The sequence below is a fragment of the Arsenophonus nasoniae genome (assembly GCF_004768525.1).
Lineage (GTDB): Bacteria > Pseudomonadota > Gammaproteobacteria > Enterobacterales > Enterobacteriaceae > Arsenophonus > Arsenophonus nasoniae.
Map to the genome: position 1 here is coordinate 65,778 of NZ_CP038615.1, position 19,413 is coordinate 85,190.

Below are 19,413 nucleotides of genomic sequence, written 5' to 3' on the forward strand. Positions count from 1 at the left end.
ACTACACTTAATGACTCGGGCTAAATCGGTATTTTTTACGTTCTTCGAGCACCTCACCTGTTTCTTTGGCTTTTTTCTCAGCCTCAAAAAACCCGTGGACTATTTCACCGTCTGGAAATCGCCAAGCGTCGCCTGTTCCGTTGGCCAGTCTTGCCATCCAAACATCGCTATCTTTTTTGGCTGGAATTAACCGCTTTTTGCTAGCTTTAATTTTCTCTCTGAGTTGTATCTTTTCGTCCTCAGACAACTCGGCGGACAATAGGGTACAATGCTCAACGATTTCAGCAAGGTTTTTTTCGGCGGTGGCATCATCGAGGGCGATTAATGCTGCTTCCAGTTTTGGATGGGTTACTCGTTGTGCCTCTGTGGGCACATCTATCACTGCTTCTGCTTTTTGGCGTAATTTTTCGTTACGTTCACGGATGACATCCCTCAGGGATAGCCGTTTAAACGAAGCAGGAGCCATTCTGAGCGGTTTTTCCGTTGAATTGGCATCTTCGTATACCTCAAACATCGAAAATAGCTCAGAGGCGCAAGGAAGCCGTCTAGCGAGGCGATGAATGACAGTTTTAAGCGCCATTCTGTCAAACCACTTCACCCACGGACTTGAAAGGTCTTTTGCGCTTTTCACGGTATTCCGTATTTTTTCCACGTCAGCGCGACTCATCACTTCGACAACGAGTTCACCACTATTAAGTTTTGCGAAGGCATAGACTTTCACTATCTCATCACCGTCAACAAACGACGGACGATGCGTTAAGTGTTCGCCGTTCTCATCAATCACATATTCAAACTCGTCTTGCGCATAAACCACTTTTGCAATGATATTAGCTACCTGACCGGATTGACGGGCGCGTTTGATAACGCCGTCCACCATCGGCATATAGACGGCTTTTTGTTTGCGAACAATCAAGGCCGCTTCTCGTCCGTCTGGCATCAGTCCATCTTTGGCGCAGCGAGTTAAAGCCAGTACTAGTGATTGCTTATCCGCGTTTTGCAACTCCGTATTTTCTATCAGTGCAGTCGCTGCGGTTCGGGTGAACTGCTCAGGCGTAACCTGAGCAGGTAACAAGGCGGCTATTCCTTGCTGCATAATGACCGATTGCAGATTGGTATAAACGTTGGTCATGGTTTCCAGTTCGGTATTCATGCCACACCTCCTTCCAACATCAACGCTTCTCTGCGTTTTCTATCCGCCTGTTTTGCCCAGAAAGGACGGGATATCATCGCAAAGGCTTGCGTTTCTCCGCCTTTTTCCAATGCATTAATCACGCCATTAACCTGAATCTCGCCTTCTTCGCTATCTTCTTCGTCCAACATACCCAGTTGCACGGGATAGCGTCCACACTCCGGCCTTTTGCCAATTGCACAGAACAGAAAATCAATATCAAGATTAAATACCTTCTGGGCGATAATCCGGTAGAACGTAGCACGCTACGCGTGAGCGGCGCAGCGGTGCTGCTTCGGGGATGTTAATGAGTTGAGTACTGTTTTATACTCTGCAGTAGGTTAATTTTTTTCAGGGATTCATCTCGATGGCTCGCAATAAATCTCCCAGAAAGCGTAAACCGGTTAAATCAGGCAGGCTGCCCGTCACTTCACGTGCCACAGCGCCTGTTTATCTGAAACGTTTTATGATCTCTCTCCCACCCGAAAATGATGATGACAGACCGCCTGAATTTTTTTATGACACCCTAAAAGAAGCCATACGCCACTGCGTCCGACTCGGCCCCCAATTTTTTCTCGACACGCAGTATTACCCGCCGCTAGTCACGATTATCAGGAGTTTTGAACGTAGCACGCTACGCGTGAGCGGCGCAGCGGTGCTGCTTCGGGGATGTTAATGAGTTAAGTACTGTTTTATACTCTGCAGTAGGTTAATTTTTTTCAGGGATTCATCTCGATGGCTCGCAATAAATCTCCCAGAAAGCGTAAACCGGTTAAATCAGGCAGGCTGCCCGTCACTTCACGTGCCACAGCGCCTGTTTATCCGAAACGTTTTATGCTCTCTCTCCCACCCGAAAATGATGATGACAGACCGCCTGACTTTTTTTATGACACCCTAAAAGAAGCCATACGCCACTGCCTCCGACTCGGCCCCCAATTTTTTCTCGACACGCAGTATTACCCGCCGCTAGTCACGATTATCAGGGGTTTTAAACAACGCCAAGACCAAGCCGATGACGCTGGATACGACTACACTGAGGGGGGAATAACTGAAAGTCTGCCTGCCGATGAATTCATCACCTATACGGAGCTAGGAATAATCCCTGTTTCCTTTGAACCCTGGGATAAACACACCGATAACTGGGCTGACGAATCTGGCAATTTCTGTTTCTTTGGCAAGATGCCCATAAGGTAATTGAGTCAGATGTATATCCCTCGTCCTGCTAAACTACTTTTCACCATTGATGACGGTTGGAATAAATTCCTCGAAAAATACGGCGATAGCGTTAGTTCGTGGACGAGTTTATCTGTGGAGCGCATGCTTGCCTGCGGCACTTGTGCCATGGGTGTCCGGCGCTATTGTTGCGCTTCGTCTGATTGTTCTCACAGCCGTTTTTTCTGCCAAAGCTGTAAGTCAAAAGCCTGCAGTTCATGTGGCTTTAAAGCCACCGAGCAGTGGTTAGCACAGCAGGTTCATATTTTACCCGACTGCGACTGGCAACACATTACTTTCACCATGCCACATCTCCTTTGGCCTTTTTTTAACAATAACTGGCCGCTACTTAATGCTCTGTTTCGGGCAGCCACTCGAGCTATGCTGCAGTTGGCTCGCAAACAGGGTATCGAAATTGGTATTTTCTGTGCCTTGCATACTTATGGCCGGCAACTCAATCAACATCCGCATGTTCATGTTTCCGTCACTCGAGGGGGTTTGGATAGTAAACATAGTGTATGGCGAAAGCTGTTTTTCAAAAAAAAGGATGTCGAAGAAATCTGGCGAGGGGCTGTTATCCGACTACTGCGTCACAGTTATGATTTAATTAACCCTGGCCTTCTTCCCGGTCTTGGCCATATCCGTGACAAAAAACATTGGCGGCGTTACTTGAGGGCGCAGTACGGACGTTATTGGAAAGTGCACTTTGCTAAAAAAACGAAAGGGGCATGGCATAGTGTTAAGTACCTCGGTCGCTACCTTAAACGCCCACCGGTATCTGCGTCAAAACTGCGGCATTACCGAGGGGGTGCCGTTGTTCATCACTACCATGACCACCGAACTGGCCAGCATCGGCAGCAGACTCTGCCGCAGGAAGAGATGATTAGACGCTATATAAGCCATATTCCGGCCAGGCATTTTAAAATGGTGCGTTACTCTGGTTTTTTGTCGAATCGTAAACGAGGAAAACTATTGCCGAAAGTGTATAAGGCACTTGAGATGACGGCACGTAAAAAACCGGAGAACCCAGGTTTTTCTGTGCTGATGAAAGGATTTCTGCGTACCGATCCGTACAAATGTATTCTGTGTGGCGACAGGCTGCTTTTCACCGGGGCGCAAATGGGTAAAAAAGCAACGGAATTGTTGTCAGAAAGACTGCATAACCTGGAGAAAAAGCGATGGTTACGCAGCTAAACGCAGGATCAATGTGTCTAAAATAAGGAAATCAGGTTAGAAATTACACTCTCTGAGGAAATGTTAACTGGCACTAAACACAATAAATCGATCCCCATCTCCTTTTTGCAATAAGGGATGGCTTTTGCTACTCACTTTAAAAGCGATTCAATTTCCTAACCATGAACGCTGCTTGCAGATGATAGCCAAACTTGTCAACGGATTTGCCAAAGTCATGAACATCATCAGTGGTTTTCACATCGAGGATGAACGGCACGCCGGAATACAGCCCTAACCAGTCAGGCCGGATTTTAAGCAGCGTCCCCTTTTCCGTGCGATAGAAAATTGAGAGTTCTGGCTCACCGTTTTCAAGCAGTTCGGCAACCAATGGGTAAGCTAGTGCAGAATCACGCATTAACTGGATTGCCTCAAATTCTTCTTTTTTCAAAACAAGCCTTGCCAAAGTTAGGTTTTTTTTCTCAAAATCCGATAATATTTTTTTGCCATCTTTGGTACGCAAATCCAGTTCAGGCGCAGAAACATATCTCAACGGAAAAAGTTCCGGCTCAAGGATAGCCGTGTGTACCGCATCCCCAATCAACAACGCTCTTGTTTTTTCTCCTTGAATGGGTGCTTTTTTGTACCAGTCCAGCGCCCCTAATCCACTTTTCTGAACTAATCGAATTTGCGTACTCGAATAACCGTTTGCCGCATGGTAGGTGCTGTTTGCAAGATGGCGAACAATCAAGCTCTCTGTCGGCTTCAATGCATCAACACAACCGTTCAACATCTCAAGCGCGATACCTTCACCGCTTATGATTTTTCCGTTAACGGGTGGGAAGGCAGAGAAGATAGAGTTGTCGTCAATATTGTTGATGACCGAGTTAATCAACTCCTTTTCTTCTGTGCAATTATTAACCAATTCATCAAGTGCGACATCTGTCACGCTTTTTTCAACTTCTCCCACGTTTTCCACAGGCATAACTACAGATTCAGTGGATAACTCTGTTGATTGTGTGAATAACCTCTCTTTTTGTACACCTTCTTCGATGCTAATCGCCAGTTTTTTGATTTCATTGAGTGAGATTGCTTTGTCACTCGCTGTTATTTCCGAGGTTACCTCGTCACGCAGTTTGGTATATTCCTCAAAAGCTCAGGCTCCTCTGACGGATTAGCCAACAAATCATCCGCAGCTCGCATTTTGCCCTCGTCGTATTCTTCCTGAATCCCAAAAATCGTTAGCAAAGCGCAAAACTGGTCTATTTCCTGCTCTTCGGTAATATCCGTCTGCTTTTCCGTATTAGCGAGGTATTCCTCAACGCTGATTTCTTCCAATCGCGGCGACTTGTAAAAACAGCAATTTGCGCCATCTGTTTCAAAGATATGTTGAGAAGCCAATTTCTTGGCGGCAATTTTCGTCTCAGACGCAAGATAGATATGCGATGTTGTTTTGCCGTTCTCGTGGTCAACGGTTGTGATGATGGTTGCTTTGAAGTATTTCATTATTTCGCCCCCTCTACGCGGTTACTCGCCTGTTGTTCCAATCTCCGCAAAATGCTGCCTCTGGCTTTGGGTAATGCTTGTTCTCGCTGGTTATCAGAGCAGTGGCAGCAAGCACCCGAACACGCTTTCATCATCGAAGGATGGTAAAAAAGCAGCTTGAATTGTTTACGGTTAATTTTTTCAACAAACTCGATACACGCTTCTTCAGGAAAAACACAGGGGCGGTTATCCAGTCTTGCACGCCAGAAAAACTCACGAGATTTAAGGAAAGTTTGCCACAGTGACAACAGGTAAAACGCACATCAGGGCGCCCCTGATAGGTTCGCCGAAATCCGTTGAGGGTGTAGGTATATTTCATGCTGCACCTCCAACGCTTTGGCTAAATTCCAATTCAACACTGGCTCTTATCGCTTGTTTTGCGCTGCATACATCCAGCTTCCGCACCACGTTTCCCATGTGGAATTTGACCGTGCCTTCCTTGATTCCCAATATTACAGAGATTTCCCAATACGTTTTACCCGCACTTACCCAATGCAGCACCTCGTTCTCACGCTTGGTCAATCTTCTGAATAATTTCATCTCGGTGTTCATGCGGCACCCCCAACATGTTGACCAGACTTAACGCATGAACGAGGAAGCAAATTCACCGGAATATAGCGCTCAAAACCTTTCGATTTGCAAAATGTTCTTAACTGGCAAGCAGAATGAACATTGACTTTTCCGTAGATAGCCTTCAAATAAAATTCAACCGTTGAGGGGAAAATCCCTAACTTTCTAGCAATTTGCTTGCTACTTAAGCGGTGCATCGTGAAAAACAATACTTGCCACTCTCTACGGCTTAATATGTCATTTGGTTTTTCAGTAGTCACAGCATAAGGCCTCATGCCATCGACATACTCCAACGGCGACAAAAACAGGAACTCATGGGCGTAAAAGAAAGTGCCAAGGTAAACCTTTTGTTCATCAAAAAGCGGTAGAAAATGGAATTGCCAAACTTTGGGTGCTTTGTTGTAATCAGATGGCAAATGGCATATTACGAAAAACGGGGATCTTTCAGTTTGTACTTTTTCTATCAATGTTTTCATTTCAGGAGTACGGATTAACTTAAAAAGTAAATCTGTCATTTTGGCATCAGTCTGAATTTTTCCCTCGCTATTGCTAAAACCACAGGGAACATTAGCGCTCAATGAAAGTTTAATCATCTCTGGTTTCATACAGCACCCCCAACTCTATTCAGAATTCGGGTACGTTGCCGATTGGTGAGATATTTTGATGTGTGAGCAAAGCTCAAAAGCTGCTCGATTGATATGCCGCACGCTTTCATTATGCGTGCAATATGCGTACTATTTCGCATAGTCCACTCCTAGTTACATTAGGTTTTGGATTAGCTCTACGTCGGTGGTGTAAACACTGGCGTAGAGTGTTTAAATAATTATTTTTTCTCTATCAAGGTTGTAAATGCGATACGATCTCCATTGAAACAAAAATTTGGATTTATAAAATAACGACCTGGTCTCAAAGTTTTTGCTATTATTAATGCGTTTTCTAACTCGTTTAATCCTCTTTTAAAGGTTGCTAAACTTAATTTAATTGAGGGATTATTATCTTTATGAGCTTCTAAAAAATCTTCTAAAGCTATACTGTCTAAATCAACTTGATCTTTTGCAATAGCTTTGAATTGAACAGCCCATATAAGAACATTAAATGCTTTGATTCCAGCAGAATTTAATCCAAAAGTTAACGCAATATTAGCAGTAAACAGCTTAACAAACTGTTCTGTGTCAACTTTCTTAAAGGTTGTAATATGAGTACCATAAATTTCACCAGTGTATTGATTAACCAATACATTATTATCTTTACCCAATTTCGATAACTGAATCTTCTTCCCTTTTATAGGAACAACCATTCCTTCTATAAATGGGTTTTCTTTATATCTAGTAAGGCTCATTTTTACCTTTAATTTTGGACTTTGCCATATCAACGAATGATTTATTAAGTTCAATATATAATAAAAAATAGATCTAGTAAAGATTGAATTTATAATTAATTTTGAGCTTCTATAGCTCTGATGTTAAACCTGGATAGCGCAAATCATGAAAATATGGTCATTGATTTTTAAGGATTTTTTGCGGTTTCTATTCTTAGTTCTTCTTGTTGTTTTAGAACCATCAGACAATTCATTAGCAACAAACTAACCTCCGCTTCCTCGTCGACGGTGTTCGGTGTTCGCAATCAAATTGAGAAAACTGAACCAATAAAAAAATAATCCAAAAAATCCTTAAAATTAAAACGCCCACCGCTCGCCGGAGTCTGTGACCGAGCAACGCGAGCGAACAGGCGAGGAAGCGGAAGATAACCGGAAGTTAAAAGGAGCACGAACACTCGAAAATCCACAGGGAACACCACTACTCAAAAAGCATTTAATCATCTCGGAGTTCATGCCGCACCTCCGACTCTATTCAGAATTCGGGCACGCTGACGAAGGGTTAAATTGCGGGATTCACGAGCGAATAACTCGATAATTTGATTTTGCGCTTCAATTACGCGCACACGGAAGGTAGACTTTTTCATTAGCCTTACTCCTATTGATACTAGGTTTAGGGTTAGCTCTGTGTAGGTGTTACAGCACTTACATAGAGCGAATATATTTAAAACTGAAAAGATTGAATTTATAATAACGCAACAAAAAAAAAAGTCAATTTTTTGTTGCGTTATTTTGTCTAATTGATACTATTATTGCAATTAAAGGAGAAAGTTATGTCAAAAAAAATCGTCTATGATGATTATGTATCTATAAGAATTCCAAGAGAAGTAAAAGAAAGAATAGATAAAATAAGAATGATAAAAAAATCACAAGGATATGAAAAATATAGATTAATTGATGCAGTTATGGAAGCAACTAATATGTTAGAAGAGTCACTATTAAAAAAAAATTAAACGACTTTTTGCTACGGCTATTATTAAGTAATAATAAAATGGCATAGTTTATTTAATGATGAAGATCCAACAGCAATAAAAATAAATAACTGATATATAAGAATTTATTTAAATTGATGATTTTCTAAACTTCAATTTTATCCACAGAAAAACGCTACGGCTATAACGACTTTTTGCTACGGCTATAACGACTTTTTGCTACGGCTATAACGACTTTTTGCTACGGCTTATTTTATGTAATGTCATGTTTATAAAGGAATAATTAACTAACAAAGTTAAAAGGAAAGATAAATAAAAACAGTCACGAATAATTATTTTTACATCAAAAGGATTAAGAAATGAGTGCAACTCTAGATAGAGATCCAAGTTACAACTTAGTACAAAGTAACGATTTGATTAATGCTAGCTATAAACTTAACCGTAATGAAATGCGTCTACTTGTATTAGCTTTATCTAAAGTAGACTCAAAAACAGAAAATCCAGGTAATATCACATTGTACCCAAAAGAATTTATCAAAATGTTCAGTACTAACGAACAAAAGGTTTGGGTCACTATGAGAGAAGCATTAATTAGTCTATCGAAAAAACAAATAGAGTTTTTTAGGGTAGATAAAAACAATATGAGAACAATTAATTTTTCTAACTGGATAGACGGAGGAAGTTTTTATGAAAGACAGGAAGATTGTAGCAAAATAGTTTTAAGATTTACTAAAAGTATAGAACCATACCTTTTTGAATTAAAGGGTAATTTTACAATATGTTCTATAGAGTCAATCCAAAATTTAACAAATCCAATAGCATTTAGATTATATCTAATAATGTTAAGTGAAATAAAAAAAGCTAAAAATATTGAATTAAAAAAATCTAAAAAGTTAGAAGTTCATATGCTGAAATTATCAATTTTGCAAATACGTAAGATTTTTCCAAACCTATCAAAAGAATTCAATAATATAAAAAAATTCACACTAATACCTGCTTTCGAACAAATCCAGTCACTTACAGACATTTCATTAAATTGGCGTACTATCAAAACCGGAAGATCAATAACAGACATTGAAATTACTTATATTCTAGAAAAAGATGATCTATTCAAAACAAAACCAATTCGCCCAAGACTAGCCAAGCGTCCGCATGTTAAATCTGGCTCTCACGATGAGGGCGAATGGATGAAGAAAAATGCAGAGATTCTCTATCAGTACGAGAAGAATTTGAAGAAATACGATCCTACATTGCGTCTAACAATGCCAGATTTGCGTAGAGCCGTTGAATGCTCAAAATATTGCAAACAAAATTGGCACGAAGAGAAGAAGCGAGAATTGGCGATAAGAGAAGGAAAAATTGAAGATTCAACGCCAACAAAAGCTATTCTTCAATCTCACAATAAAATACTAGCAAAATCCCAAGTTACATCTTTGGAAAAAGAGCTAGAAGAAATTCCAAACTTCGGCGGATTCAAGCAAATTAAAGGACAGTTTTTTGATAAGAGAAGCGCAGAAGCTGCTGGATATAATTGGGATGAATATTAGACTCTTTATCTTAAAAATTAGGCACAACCTGAAATGGCAATTTATTCTCAGTTTCATCATAAATTTTATACAAAACAAGTAGCTACTTTGCTTATAAGTAGTTTATTTCTGAATACTGCTGTATTTGCTAAAACAATTGATTTGAACACTCCTGAAGGTATTCATAGACTTGAGAGAACAAAATATAAAAATGATTTTTTTAGTTTAATTCAACAATTCGAAGGACAAGAAAATAAGGTCTATTGTGGAATTGCTTCAGCAACTATAGTAGTTAACGCTTTACGTGTTAAAAACAAAGAAAAAGCTAATCAGATTAAACCTGATTCGACAAGAATTTCCTTGGATGAGCAAATTTATTTTCCTAAAAACAAGAATTGGACTCCATTTTGGAACCGTTATACCCAAGAAAGTGTGGTAAATTTTAGTCCTAAAGCGAAAATAAACATTTTCGGTAAGCCCATGATTGAAAATGGTTTACAAGATTATGGATTAAATCTAAATGACGAAAAAATGCTTCTAACAACTTTAGATTTACAGGTAAAAAAAATCCATGTTACTTCCTTAAATAACATTACTAAAATGAAGAAGGAAATTATTAGCTCAATAAATGACTTTGATAGTTATGTTATCATAAATTATTTACGGACTTCTCTTGGACAATCCGGTGGAGGACATTTCTCCCCTTTAGTAGCCTGGGATAAAAATAGCGATTCATTCCTGATTATGGATGTTTCCAATACCAAATATAATTGGGTTTGGGTGAATAGCCTTGATCTTTTTCGAGCAATGAATACTTCTGACAATAATAATTGGCGAGGTTATTTGATAGTGAAAGAAAATGACCATAATTAGTTTTATAAATATTAAATACACTATCTAACGTTAAATTGAAAATCAGGCACACCATGAACAAAACCGAACTCATCAATCAAATTGCTGAAAAAGCTGACTTAACCAAAAAAGACTCAGAGAAAGCACTGAACGCATTCATAGAAACCGTGACAGAAGCGCTAAAGGCGGGAGATGAAGTACAACTCGTTGGCTTTGGCTGTTTTCAAGTTAAACAACGCGCAGCCAGAGATGGACGCAATCCAAAAACGGGCGAGACACTTAAAATTGCTGCTGCAAACGTACCGAGTTTTAAAGCAGGTCAAAGACTCAAAGAGGCAGTTAAGTAATTCATGACCTATGACGCAAAGTCAATTCGCATTCTACGTGAAGACGAAATTAAACAGTTTGACTGGCATTGGGCTGAGGAATTAGCACACGAACACATTTTGCCCCTAGATTGGGTCAAACGCGGATTTGAAGCATCAAGACGACTCGGTATTGAACCAGAATTCTTCGTCAACAAGTATATCCTCAAACAGGACCTCCCCAAAAATGACGAATTCGAGCAAGTCTTCATCGAAGTGCTAAAGGAAGACAGAAAGAAGAGTCAGAATACCCTCTAAAAGCTCCTGTAATCCATTCTGAGCCGTTTTCTCGAAAAAAAACGTAAATTCGCACGTCCAAAAAATTATCGTTGCTCATGATGCGTTTTAAGAGTTTTCTAGTTTTTGGATTTCAGAAAGAAAAAAGCCAACCGCAAAAGTTGGCTAATTTGTCGAAGTAAAACAGTTTTAATTTTAATCATCAAAATTGACTCATGGCAAACCCATCATAAGACTTCAATACAAAATTTCAACCAGTTATCCTGATTTTCCAAATAGATTTTTGGCATTATTGCGCGTTTCAAATGCTCTCAAATCTTCGACTGAATTCAATACGTCCAATTCAACATACTCATCATTAAAATCAGACATTTTGTTTTTTAACACGGTTTCCATCACTTTCGTGATTTCTTCGAGTGTGGTTTTATCTGTCAAAAGTTCACTCAGCATATAAATTAATCTAGGCTCTTGTTTGAAAAGCGCTACACCGGATAAAAACGCCGCGCGCATGAATTTCCCTCTTTCACCTTGAGGCATATTCTCCAATACTTCGGCTGTGTACTTGTCAGCACCGTGTCTATCAGGATTGATATAAAATTGAATTTTTCTACGTGTGTCCATTTCTGTATCACCCTATAGAAAACATGCCATTGACCAAATCAAACTGAGGGTTTTCGCTTTTAAAAAATCTGTCTTCCCTCGTTACACAGTGGGATTTAATTGCATCAGCAATAATTTCTGCACCTCCACCTATCACCATCACATGGGTATACCCACTGAATGTATTAACGGCGTCCAGTACACGATTAATCAGTCGATGTTTTGATTCCTTGAGTGAAGCAAGAACCTGATTTATTTGGCTTGCATCGTTGATACGGCGTTTTAAGTAATTCATATCGTGACTGTTGATGATAATATCATCCGCCAAGTAGTTGCTGCCGTTGGTTTTTGCCAAACTAAGCGCTTCTTTGACAGATTGCGTCATCATTGAGACACCTAGATGAGAGTTTCCGTATATCTTCGACACACCACTCATTTTTCCCATCACTTGCGCTATATCCAGCGTTGTCCCCCCTAAATCCACAATCAAAAGCGAGTCGAGGTCATCAAGCGCTTTTGCTATGGAAAAACCAGCAGGGATGGATTCCGGCATGACTTCAACGTTTTTGATGTTAAAGGTTCTTCCGTCTTTAACTTCAACCGATTTTTTAAAATTATCTTTTTTCCTCTGTATGTTCGCTGAATTCGGTTGATTTTTGGTATCGAAATATTCAGCAATCGGCAAAGAGACGACGATTTCCACATCTTGAGGGGATAATTTTGACTGGAGTAAGGCGTGATGCACTGCAATCACATTCACATCGCTATATTGATAACCCACATTGGTTGTTGTGACGGCAATAGGACTTATCGCATCGAAAGAGTACATCTCGCCATTGATGGTATAATTTGAACTGTGGCTGTCACCAAAAGAAACTGACCAATCACGCTTAAAGCTATTTGGGCTAATGAAGTACTTCTGAATTCCTTCCTCACTCCATGTTAATTTGATATTTGTCGAGCCATCATCGATATATATTTTCATGAGTCACCTTTGAGAAAAATAAGAGATAATTAAATTTAAAATATGAGAATAACATAATCATTTAAGGTTTTAAAATGCCACTTATTCTCAAATAAGTCTCAATATAAGTTATTAATTGGTAACTTTAAGAGATAAAATGAGTTTATTCCGGTTAGGTGAGATAAATGAGAGATATTACAGAGAAAATATTGAGATGTTCTATTTGATAGCAAAAAAAACGCCAGATATCCAATACCCGGCGTTCAGAGCTAGAAGAGATTCTAGGAGTTTAATATCAGCAATTCAATTTAAGTATAGCAGAATTCCAAAATAGCGATTTCCGATTGCAAATTTGAAATTTAAAAAAAAGTGAATTTTTTTATCACGTAAGTTATTGATTTTGATCACTTTATTTTAAGCTCAAATTTCACGTAAGTTATTGAAATAGATCGAATTATTGACATGGTGAAATTTCGGTTTACAATTTAGAAATCAATTTTTAGCTGTTTTTTGTACGGCTTTTGCTCTTTCACAATTTGGGGTTTTTTCTCTGCGAGTCGCGGAGAACAGAATACCGTTTTTGTGTGTTCTGTTTTGGTGTTTTTTATTCAATAACGCCGTTATCTACATTCAATATGTCTGTGGAAATCGTATTTAAAATCTTCGTGTTTACGAGGGTTGTTATCGTCTGAAATTCAGAAACATCAAAATATAGCGCTCAGGAGGAAAAATGCCCCAAGAAATTATTTTCAAAGAAAGTAAGAGTAATGCAAAAGTTAGGCGAGAAATCAGGAAATTTGATTTTCTTGCCAAAAAAGACGCTGAACGTGAATTTAACCAAAAACTCAAAAAAGCCTTTTGGCGACACGAAAATCCACGTCAGCAGTTACGGGATTTTCAACGACAGATAGTAGTTTACGCCAATCTGTTTATGGATCACCGCAAAAAACAGCAAAAACAAAAAATCATCGAACAGAAAGCGCATATTGACGCGCTCTTTTTGAATTAAAGCCTTTCTTTGTCATTTTTTCAACCACATCAGGGAAATCACACGTTATTTCATATTTTTTATGAACTTGTTTGCACAATTTTAATAATTGGAGTGATTGAGTGAAAAGTGCCGCTACATTACGACTGATAGGTAATCCTCATGCATATTATCCAAATTTAGCCAAACCGCTTGGCGGATTAACCTCAGCAATTCTTTTTTCCCAAATATTTTACTGGCAGGACAAAGCGAATTCTGAATTAGGGGTTTACAAAACTCGAGCTGATCTCGAAGAAGAAACCGGATTGACACATGACGAACAACGAACAGCAATAAAAAAATTAGTTTCAATCGGTGTGTTAATCGTGACTGAAAAGCGTCTTGAACACAAAACTTATTACCGGATTGACGAAGAAAAATTAAACGAGATTCTGGATAATTTCGCCAATTCAAAAAAGGGATTTTCGCGAGATGGAGAAAGTGGAGCTCCCGAAGTAGACATTGTCGAGTTCGGGGAATCGACATTATCGAGTTCGTTAGATCAAGAGATTACTACAAAGATTACTACAATAGATCCCTCTATAATCTCCCTTACGAAAAAATCGAAGGTTTTTGACCCAAATTCGCTAGAACTTCCAAACTGGTTATCAAGATCAACCTGGCATTCTTGGTTACAGTACCGCAAGGAAATTAACAAACCTATCAAATCCCTAATGACGGTTGACCAGACTATCAAACTGCTGACGAAGTGTCGTGATAGGGGGTATTCGCCAGAAGACATCATCAACACCAGTATTGCCAATGGCTGGCAAGGACTTTTTGAACCCAAAGAGACCCAAACGCAGAAATCCCGATATCGATTTAAAGACATCCCCAAAATGGATGTTTTCATCACTGATGATTTTTGATGGGCAGAAAAAACATTGGCATTTGGATTTTTAGCTGAAATTGAAAATTCAATCTCAAGTTATCGCTCAGACCCCATCTAAAACGCGCTGTAATCAATTCTGAGCCGTTTTCTCGAAAAAAACGTAATTCGTAAAGCTAAAATTTTATCGTTGCTTACAGAGCGATACACCAAGTTTTGATAATTTACTCACGTAGGAGGAATTTTGAATACAGCAAATGCAGTATTAACCCGATTTTTTAAACTGATGCCAAAGCACATTAAACCGAAATTCAATACCGTTGATGAGTTGTTCGCGTGGCATCGTGAACAGGCTAAATTGGATTCAAACCGAATCTTCGAAGAAAACCGAGTCAGAAGGCTGAACAATATCATGGGTAATTCCGGTATTTCTGAACTTCATCAGCATTGTACTTTTGACAACTTTGAGGCTTTAACGACGGAGCAAAGACAAGCGAAATTCAACGCAAAAAACTATGCTGACAATTTTGGAAAATACTTTGGGGGTTTTGTTTTTAGCGGTCATTCCGGCACAGGTAAAAATCATCTGGCAGCAGCAATTGGGAATCGGTTAATTCAAAACGGACTGAGTATTTTGATTGTTACTTTTCCTGACCTGATGATGAGATTGAGAAAAACCTACGAAAGCGGATCTCAATATACCGAATCACAGTTAATTGATGACTTGTGTGGTGTTGATTTGCTCGTATTTGATGATGTTGGCGTTCAGAGAAACAATCTCAATGAAGAACTAGTCATTTTTCAAATCGTCGATCGTAGAACATCAAGCAAAAAACCAACCGGAATTTTGACCAATTTACCGCAACAACAATTAACCGAGGTATTGGGGGAGCGAATCGTCGATCGCTTAAGGATGGGCAAACCTACCGTAGTTAATTTCAACTGGTCAAGCTACCGCCGTAAAATTCAATAACAAGCAAGAGGTTAAGATGGAAAACAAGGATAATTCAACTAAAAAACTGGTCACTATCGGTGACAGGAAAATAGACAAGGAAATTGCCAAGTACTGCTTGGAAAAAGTGGAGCCAGCTATTTTTGAGGTGGTGACGCATTTGGTCAAAGAACGGTGTGAAAAAGCGGATGTCATCGAAGCAGCAAAAACGACCGCCGAGGCGATCGTCGAAGGCATGACCTCTATTTTTCCTTCTTAACCGTATCGAGGAAGTTACAAGAATTATCACTCATTGTTTCAAGACGGATTTTATAAGTTTCCTCCAACTTCAAAATCTCACCAAAGCACGAGCGTCGTATGGATAAAATACAGTTTTTTCATATTTTTTAGACATAAAAAATTCCTTATAAGTTGAAGAGTGATAAGGATACCACCGAGCCTGACGAGGTGAAAAGACAGGCGTTTTCAAACAAAAATTCACGCCTCACTACCTCAAAAACCTCACCGGAAGAACTCACATGATGGAAAAATATTCCAGCCCCTTGTCGTATCTATGGGCTGGGGCGACAACCGCTATTGGCATTCTCACGCTCGAAGAGTGGGTAGCTGTAGTGGGTATTGTCTGCACGATAGGGACATTTTTTGTTAATTGGTATTACCGCAAAAAGGAATTTGAACTCAAGGAACATCACTATGAAGATACCGAAAAAAATATTGATGGCAACGGGCGGTAGTGCGTTATTGCTGGCATCAAGCATGATAACGCATTTTGAGGGATTGAGGCTTAAGCCCTATTTCGATGGTGGTGGTATTCTTTCTGTTTGCTATGGACATACAGGTAACGATATTGAGCGTAATCGGACGTACACGCAAAAAGACTGCGATAAGTGGCTTGATGACGATTTAAGGGCGGTTAAACGCTATGTTGACCCGCTGGTTAAGGTCAATATCAATACACTGACTCAGGCAGCCCTTTACTCATTTGCTTACAACGTGGGCGTGGGAAATTTTGCCAAATCGACATTACTCAAAAAGCTCAACGCTGATGACCGAAAGGGCGCTTGTGATGAAATGAAGCGATGGGTTTATGTGAAAGGCGAAGTCTGGAAAGGATTAATGACCCGTCGAGAAATAGAGAGCGTAATATGTTATGGCGACCTTACGCATTTGTCGTAGTGATTATTGCAGGATTAATCTTATGGGCATCTTGGTTGTTGACGTCCTTAAACGAAGTCAGGTCATTGAATAAAAAACTCACCGTTGAACTCAATAACCAGATAGCCATTACTACTAATGCTTTTCAGTCAATGAGGGTAATCAATGATATTGCACGAATTAATAGTGAGACCCGTCAGCGTAAAGCAGTTGACTCTGAGGCAACACAAGCAGCAATTAAAACGCATGTCGCCAATCGGGATTGCGCCAATCGCATTATCCCTAATGGGGCTGTTGTCGAGTTGCAGCAGCACACGAACCGAATACGTTCAGGCTCCTCACATTCCAATACCCTCTCATCTACTCGCTGACTGCTTGCCGCCAGCAATCACAGATAATATGACATGGCGTGATAGCCTGATACTTAATGAGCAGTTACTGACAGTGATTAATTGAAGAGCAGAGAAATGATAATTGAAAACGAAAAGCAGACGGAATATTTACAGCAGTACATCAAAACACAGTGTCAATGAATCGGTAATTGATACTTACGAATTTTAATAATCATGGTGCAAGAGGTGAATAAAATGAAATGTTTAATTACGGAAAATCAGTCAGGAAATGTAGTAATTCTTTCTAAAGGAGGAGAATATCAATCTAAAATAACAGAGAGTGAAATATTTAAAGATTGGATATCAGCTTCACAGAGAGAAAGTATTGCAAAGATTATCAGCGAAAAGATACCCAAAATTAATTATGGTAGGCTCCCGGAAAGTATCGTTTACTCTCCTGAAGGCCATGAAGATTTATACGCTAAAACTAAGAGTAAACATGTAGTAAAAAAAATATCAATTGATGACGTGGTACAAGAAGACTTTAGTAAACCATCAACGAATATAATAAGCGTGCAAGAATTTAGTAATGATAATAGTGATAGAAATGTTAGATTTACAGCAGCTATATCAGGGAGTAATACTATTACAGTACAATCATCATGGGATAAAAATAAAGCAGATCACCTCGATCTTGATATTGGCTTGTCTCTGGAAATATCGGGGTTTAAATTTGCTCCCACTTTTAAGATTGGTGAGACTGTATCTCATTCAGTAAATAGTGTTATAGGCAAGTCTGACTTAACATTACATCGCTCTACTGCAGACTTCACACTGAAACCAAAAGAAAAAGCGATTGTTGAGTTAAAAAATGATGAATATCAAGTAAATGCTAGAATTGTTTATTCTATTAGTTTGAGTGGTGTCATATTTGCAGGCTACCGAATCGAAAATAATAATATTCATTATACTGGAGTTAGTATAGAAGACGTTATGAGATTAGCGAATATTCCTAATGAAATAAAAGTCGAACAAAATTTAAATATCAGCGGTTACCTACATTCAAATATATTATTTAAATAAACATCCCTCGTATTAATCAAACACAGAACCTTACAGGAAAGTCGAGCCTGATAATCGCCGTTTAAAATGCTGCTTTTTATGTGTGAGCAGGTTCGATTTTCTATAAGGAAAAGTACGATGAATACCGTTTTAACTTTTAAAGAGAAAAGTATTACTCCTTTTTATAAGGGAGATAACAAAATTTGGTTTACAAGTAACTGAATTGCTGGCTTATTCGAAGACAAAATAGGTAACGAATTTATTTACTGTCCTTAATTCAGATTAAAGATTTTTTCCACATCAAATCACTAAAATGAGCTCAATCAAATTACTCAAAACTCGCCACGGTAGCGAGGGTTTTCGTGTGCATTACGAAAATACAGCAGGGCGATTTCACAAAAGTTTTAAAACGCTGGATGCGGCGTGCCGTTTTCTTTTTCTAAGTGAATCCGAGCGGTTTTTGTCGATGACGGCAAAAGAAAAAGAGCGATGCCGAGACTGGCATCTTCGCAAACTGATTCAATTCTATATAGGCAAAAAAGTCTCACAATGTGAAACGGGGCATTTGCGGAAAAGTTCGCTCGATACGATTAAACATGCGTTATTTTCGATTGACGAAACGTTGCAGTCAAAATTGGCGTTGCATATTCGCCCGCGTGAATTTAATGGCTTACCTGAGAATAGCCTTAAATATCTGCATTCTGCCTATTTGCTGTTAAAAGAAATGCGGAATATTGGCGTGAGTCCAATTCCAAAACTGAAAAAGAAAGTCGAAAAGCCTATTTTCATTCCTGCTTTTGAGAATGTGGATAGGATGATCGAAGTTGCGCCCGTCAGAGAAAAGATAGCCTTCATCTTGGCGTCGGTGATTGGGCTTCGGATAAGTGAAATACTGGCATTGGACTATAGCGATATTCAAGGGGAGTATTTGAATATCTCAAAACATGTCACACGAAACGGTGTTATTGAAGGTTTAAAAGCGGACGTTCAACGATTGTTGCCTATACCAAAAGCATTATTGGATTTATTGGATAAAACCAAACTTAGTTTAAATGAGCCTTTAATCACCAGTCAATCAGGGAAAAGGTTGTCATTAAATTACAGTACGACAGGAATCGTTAAGGAATTACTGGAAAAATACCGGATTGGGAAATTTCACAACTTACGGCATTTTGCTGCGGTACGTCTTATCAAAAAACACAATGATATTCACGTTATTTCTAAAATGTTGGGTCACAAAAACATTGAGACGACGTCAAATATTTATGGGCGATTTTCAGGGTCAATTTTCGAGTTAAATTTTTAACATTTGCGTTTATTTTTTAACCATTAAGGTAAATGGGGTTAAATCCTTACTTTTTTGCTATCAAAGGGATTCAGCAGGATAAATCACAGAATAGCCAAAAACGTCTATTTCCGCATTTTTTTTAATCCTATTTCCGCAGTGGATAACTCACTTAACTTAAACACCCGATTAAAATTTTTCTCTACGGTTTCCGCAAAATCTGTCCGCACCCAAAATGCGGATTCTCTGGTTTGT

General features: G+C 39.2%; 31 protein-coding genes and 1 pseudogene. 20 read left to right on the forward strand and 12 right to left on the reverse strand.

All coding sequences use genetic code 11. The features are described 5' to 3' along the window. Positions 1 to 7: 7 nt before the first annotated feature. Together ArsFIN_RS21270 and ArsFIN_RS21275 are read right to left on the reverse strand one after the other, a co-directional pair. The gene (locus ArsFIN_RS21270) at positions 8 to 1,150 is read right to left on the reverse strand and encodes a recombinase RecT (protein ID WP_135678577.1); all 1,143 of its coding nucleotides are present in this window, start codon (positions 1,148 to 1,150) and stop codon (positions 8 to 10) included. Beyond that, entirely contained in the window at positions 1,147 to 1,332 is a 186-nt protein-coding gene (locus ArsFIN_RS21275) for a hypothetical protein (RefSeq protein WP_135678579.1), read from the reverse strand. Before ArsFIN_RS21275 ends, ArsFIN_RS21270 begins: the two co-directional genes overlap by 4 nt. On the opposite strand from ArsFIN_RS21275, the gene ArsFIN_RS26670 reads away from it, so the two are divergent. The 4 genes from ArsFIN_RS26670 to ArsFIN_RS21290 are packed head-to-tail and all read left to right on the forward strand — an operon-like array spanning position 1,327 to position 3,574. Then, positions 1,327 to 1,476 carry a hypothetical protein gene (locus ArsFIN_RS26670; RefSeq protein ID WP_167876747.1) on the forward strand — a complete coding sequence of 50 codons (150 nt, stop codon included), beginning with the start codon at positions 1,327 to 1,329 and terminating at the stop codon, positions 1,474 to 1,476. The two genes, ArsFIN_RS21275 and ArsFIN_RS26670, sit on opposite strands and share 6 nt — an antisense overlap. 59 nt (positions 1,477 to 1,535) lie before the next feature. Further along, a complete protein-coding gene (locus ArsFIN_RS21280) occupies positions 1,536 to 1,844 on the forward strand; it encodes a hypothetical protein (protein WP_135678581.1) in 309 nt (102 codons plus the stop codon). A gap of 59 nt (positions 1,845 to 1,903) precedes the next feature. Next, on the forward strand, positions 1,904 to 2,362 hold the full coding sequence (locus ArsFIN_RS21285; RefSeq protein WP_135678583.1) for a hypothetical protein: 459 nt from the start codon (positions 1,904 to 1,906) through the stop codon (positions 2,360 to 2,362). 9 nt (positions 2,363 to 2,371) lie between these two features. Continuing rightward, complete coding sequence (locus ArsFIN_RS21290; protein ID WP_135678014.1) at positions 2,372 to 3,574, forward strand: IS91 family transposase; 1,203 nt, start codon at positions 2,372 to 2,374, stop codon at positions 3,572 to 3,574. A 136-nt stretch (positions 3,575 to 3,710) separates the two neighbouring features. Here the strand turns inward: ArsFIN_RS21290 and ArsFIN_RS21295 are convergent, their stop codons facing one another. The 8 genes and pseudogenes from ArsFIN_RS21295 to ArsFIN_RS28395 form a co-directional block, all read right to left on the reverse strand. Then, entirely contained in the window at positions 3,711 to 4,520 is an 810-nt protein-coding gene (locus ArsFIN_RS21295; protein WP_167876748.1) for a PD-(D/E)XK nuclease-like domain-containing protein, read from the reverse strand. A 149-nt stretch (positions 4,521 to 4,669) separates the two neighbouring features. Further along, complete coding sequence (locus tag ArsFIN_RS21300) at positions 4,670 to 5,056, reverse strand: hypothetical protein (protein WP_135678587.1); 387 nt, start codon at positions 5,054 to 5,056, stop codon at positions 4,670 to 4,672. Further along, positions 5,056 to 5,343, reverse strand: a complete 288-nt coding sequence (locus ArsFIN_RS21305; protein ID WP_135678589.1) for a hypothetical protein — start codon at positions 5,341 to 5,343, stop codon at positions 5,056 to 5,058. The genes ArsFIN_RS21300 and ArsFIN_RS21305 overlap by 1 nt, the downstream gene beginning before the upstream one ends. 67 nt (positions 5,344 to 5,410) lie before the next feature. After that, positions 5,411 to 5,608: pseudogene (locus ArsFIN_RS21310) on the reverse strand (helix-turn-helix domain-containing protein); the annotation flags it as partial. 35 nt (positions 5,609 to 5,643) lie between these two features. Beyond that, a complete protein-coding gene (locus tag ArsFIN_RS21315; RefSeq protein WP_135678592.1) occupies positions 5,644 to 6,270 on the reverse strand; it encodes a helix-turn-helix transcriptional regulator in 627 nt (208 codons plus the stop codon). Then, positions 6,267 to 6,410 (reverse strand): hypothetical protein, encoded by a 144-nt coding sequence (locus tag ArsFIN_RS26675; protein ID WP_167876749.1) that lies wholly within the window; start codon positions 6,408 to 6,410, stop codon positions 6,267 to 6,269. Before ArsFIN_RS26675 ends, ArsFIN_RS21315 begins: the two co-directional genes overlap by 4 nt. Positions 6,411 to 6,488: 78 nt before the next feature. Continuing rightward, positions 6,489 to 7,004 carry a hypothetical protein gene (locus ArsFIN_RS21320; protein WP_026824164.1) on the reverse strand — a complete coding sequence of 172 codons (516 nt, stop codon included), beginning with the start codon at positions 7,002 to 7,004 and terminating at the stop codon, positions 6,489 to 6,491. A 488-nt stretch (positions 7,005 to 7,492) separates the two neighbouring features. Further along, positions 7,493 to 7,627, reverse strand: coding sequence for a hypothetical protein (locus ArsFIN_RS28395; RefSeq protein WP_276489431.1), 135 nt, complete (start codon positions 7,625 to 7,627; stop codon positions 7,493 to 7,495). A 186-nt stretch (positions 7,628 to 7,813) separates the two neighbouring features. Between ArsFIN_RS28395 and ArsFIN_RS21325 the strand changes: the two genes are divergently transcribed. The 5 genes from ArsFIN_RS21325 (at position 7,814) to ArsFIN_RS21345 (ending at position 10,973) form a co-directional block, all read left to right on the forward strand. Beyond that, on the forward strand, positions 7,814 to 7,993 hold the full coding sequence (locus tag ArsFIN_RS21325; protein ID WP_135678593.1) for a hypothetical protein: 180 nt from the start codon (positions 7,814 to 7,816) through the stop codon (positions 7,991 to 7,993). A 338-nt stretch (positions 7,994 to 8,331) separates the two neighbouring features. After that, positions 8,332 to 9,519, forward strand: coding sequence for a replication initiation protein (locus tag ArsFIN_RS21330; RefSeq protein ID WP_135678595.1), 1,188 nt, complete (start codon positions 8,332 to 8,334; stop codon positions 9,517 to 9,519). Between the two features lie 33 nt (positions 9,520 to 9,552). Next, positions 9,553 to 10,371 (forward strand): phytochelatin synthase family protein, encoded by an 819-nt coding sequence (locus tag ArsFIN_RS21335; RefSeq protein WP_051297195.1) that lies wholly within the window; start codon positions 9,553 to 9,555, stop codon positions 10,369 to 10,371. Positions 10,372 to 10,412: 41 nt separating this feature from the next. Continuing rightward, positions 10,413 to 10,697, forward strand: coding sequence for an HU family DNA-binding protein (locus tag ArsFIN_RS21340; protein ID WP_276324692.1), 285 nt, complete (start codon positions 10,413 to 10,415; stop codon positions 10,695 to 10,697). 3 nt (positions 10,698 to 10,700) lie between these two features. Beyond that, positions 10,701 to 10,973, forward strand: coding sequence for a hypothetical protein (locus tag ArsFIN_RS21345; protein ID WP_135678513.1), 273 nt, complete (start codon positions 10,701 to 10,703; stop codon positions 10,971 to 10,973). A 237-nt stretch (positions 10,974 to 11,210) separates the two neighbouring features. On the opposite strand, the gene ArsFIN_RS21350 is transcribed toward ArsFIN_RS21345, so the two are convergent. Both ArsFIN_RS21350 and ArsFIN_RS21355 read right to left on the reverse strand, forming a co-directional pair. Continuing rightward, positions 11,211 to 11,573: a plasmid partitioning/stability family protein gene (locus tag ArsFIN_RS21350; RefSeq protein ID WP_135678598.1), complete on the reverse strand. Its 363-nt coding sequence runs from the start codon at positions 11,571 to 11,573 to the stop codon at positions 11,211 to 11,213. Positions 11,574 to 11,580: 7 nt separating this feature from the next. After that, positions 11,581 to 12,537, reverse strand: a complete 957-nt coding sequence (locus tag ArsFIN_RS21355; RefSeq protein WP_135678600.1) for a plasmid segregation protein ParM — start codon at positions 12,535 to 12,537, stop codon at positions 11,581 to 11,583. Between the two features lie 709 nt (positions 12,538 to 13,246). Between ArsFIN_RS21355 and ArsFIN_RS21360 the strand changes: the two genes are divergently transcribed. From ArsFIN_RS21360 to ArsFIN_RS21400, 11 genes are all read left to right on the forward strand, one after another. Further along, on the forward strand, positions 13,247 to 13,525 hold the full coding sequence (locus tag ArsFIN_RS21360; protein ID WP_135678602.1) for a hypothetical protein: 279 nt from the start codon (positions 13,247 to 13,249) through the stop codon (positions 13,523 to 13,525). Positions 13,526 to 13,626: 101 nt separating this feature from the next. Next, positions 13,627 to 14,412, forward strand: coding sequence for a hypothetical protein (locus ArsFIN_RS21365; RefSeq protein WP_135678604.1), 786 nt, complete (start codon positions 13,627 to 13,629; stop codon positions 14,410 to 14,412). Between the two features lie 204 nt (positions 14,413 to 14,616). Then, positions 14,617 to 15,345, forward strand: coding sequence for an ATP-binding protein (locus ArsFIN_RS21370; protein ID WP_246067522.1), 729 nt, complete (start codon positions 14,617 to 14,619; stop codon positions 15,343 to 15,345). A gap of 16 nt (positions 15,346 to 15,361) precedes the next feature. Then, positions 15,362 to 15,583, forward strand: coding sequence for a hypothetical protein (locus ArsFIN_RS21375; protein WP_135678606.1), 222 nt, complete (start codon positions 15,362 to 15,364; stop codon positions 15,581 to 15,583). 262 nt (positions 15,584 to 15,845) lie between these two features. After that, on the forward strand, positions 15,846 to 16,058 hold the full coding sequence (locus ArsFIN_RS21380) for a phage holin family protein (RefSeq protein WP_135678622.1): 213 nt from the start codon (positions 15,846 to 15,848) through the stop codon (positions 16,056 to 16,058). After that, on the forward strand, positions 16,018 to 16,500 hold the full coding sequence (locus ArsFIN_RS21385; RefSeq protein WP_135678608.1) for a lysozyme: 483 nt from the start codon (positions 16,018 to 16,020) through the stop codon (positions 16,498 to 16,500). The genes ArsFIN_RS21380 and ArsFIN_RS21385 overlap by 41 nt, the downstream gene beginning before the upstream one ends. Then, positions 16,470 to 16,850 carry a hypothetical protein gene (locus ArsFIN_RS26680; RefSeq protein WP_167876750.1) on the forward strand — a complete coding sequence of 127 codons (381 nt, stop codon included), beginning with the start codon at positions 16,470 to 16,472 and terminating at the stop codon, positions 16,848 to 16,850. Before ArsFIN_RS21385 ends, ArsFIN_RS26680 begins: the two co-directional genes overlap by 31 nt. Then, positions 16,774 to 16,935: an Rz1-like lysis system protein LysC gene (lysC, locus tag ArsFIN_RS29190; protein ID WP_455708622.1), complete on the forward strand. Its 162-nt coding sequence runs from the start codon at positions 16,774 to 16,776 to the stop codon at positions 16,933 to 16,935. The genes ArsFIN_RS26680 and lysC overlap by 77 nt, the downstream gene beginning before the upstream one ends. An 11-nt stretch (positions 16,936 to 16,946) precedes the next feature. Then, positions 16,947 to 17,012, forward strand: coding sequence for a hypothetical protein (locus ArsFIN_RS28955; RefSeq protein ID WP_407062051.1), 66 nt, complete (start codon positions 16,947 to 16,949; stop codon positions 17,010 to 17,012). A gap of 54 nt (positions 17,013 to 17,066) precedes the next feature. Next, complete coding sequence (locus tag ArsFIN_RS21395; RefSeq protein WP_135678611.1) at positions 17,067 to 17,894, forward strand: hypothetical protein; 828 nt, start codon at positions 17,067 to 17,069, stop codon at positions 17,892 to 17,894. 292 nt (positions 17,895 to 18,186) lie between these two features. Beyond that, positions 18,187 to 19,179 carry a tyrosine-type recombinase/integrase gene (locus ArsFIN_RS21400; protein WP_135678613.1) on the forward strand — a complete coding sequence of 331 codons (993 nt, stop codon included), beginning with the start codon at positions 18,187 to 18,189 and terminating at the stop codon, positions 19,177 to 19,179. The last annotated feature ends 234 nt before the right edge of the window (positions 19,180 to 19,413 follow it).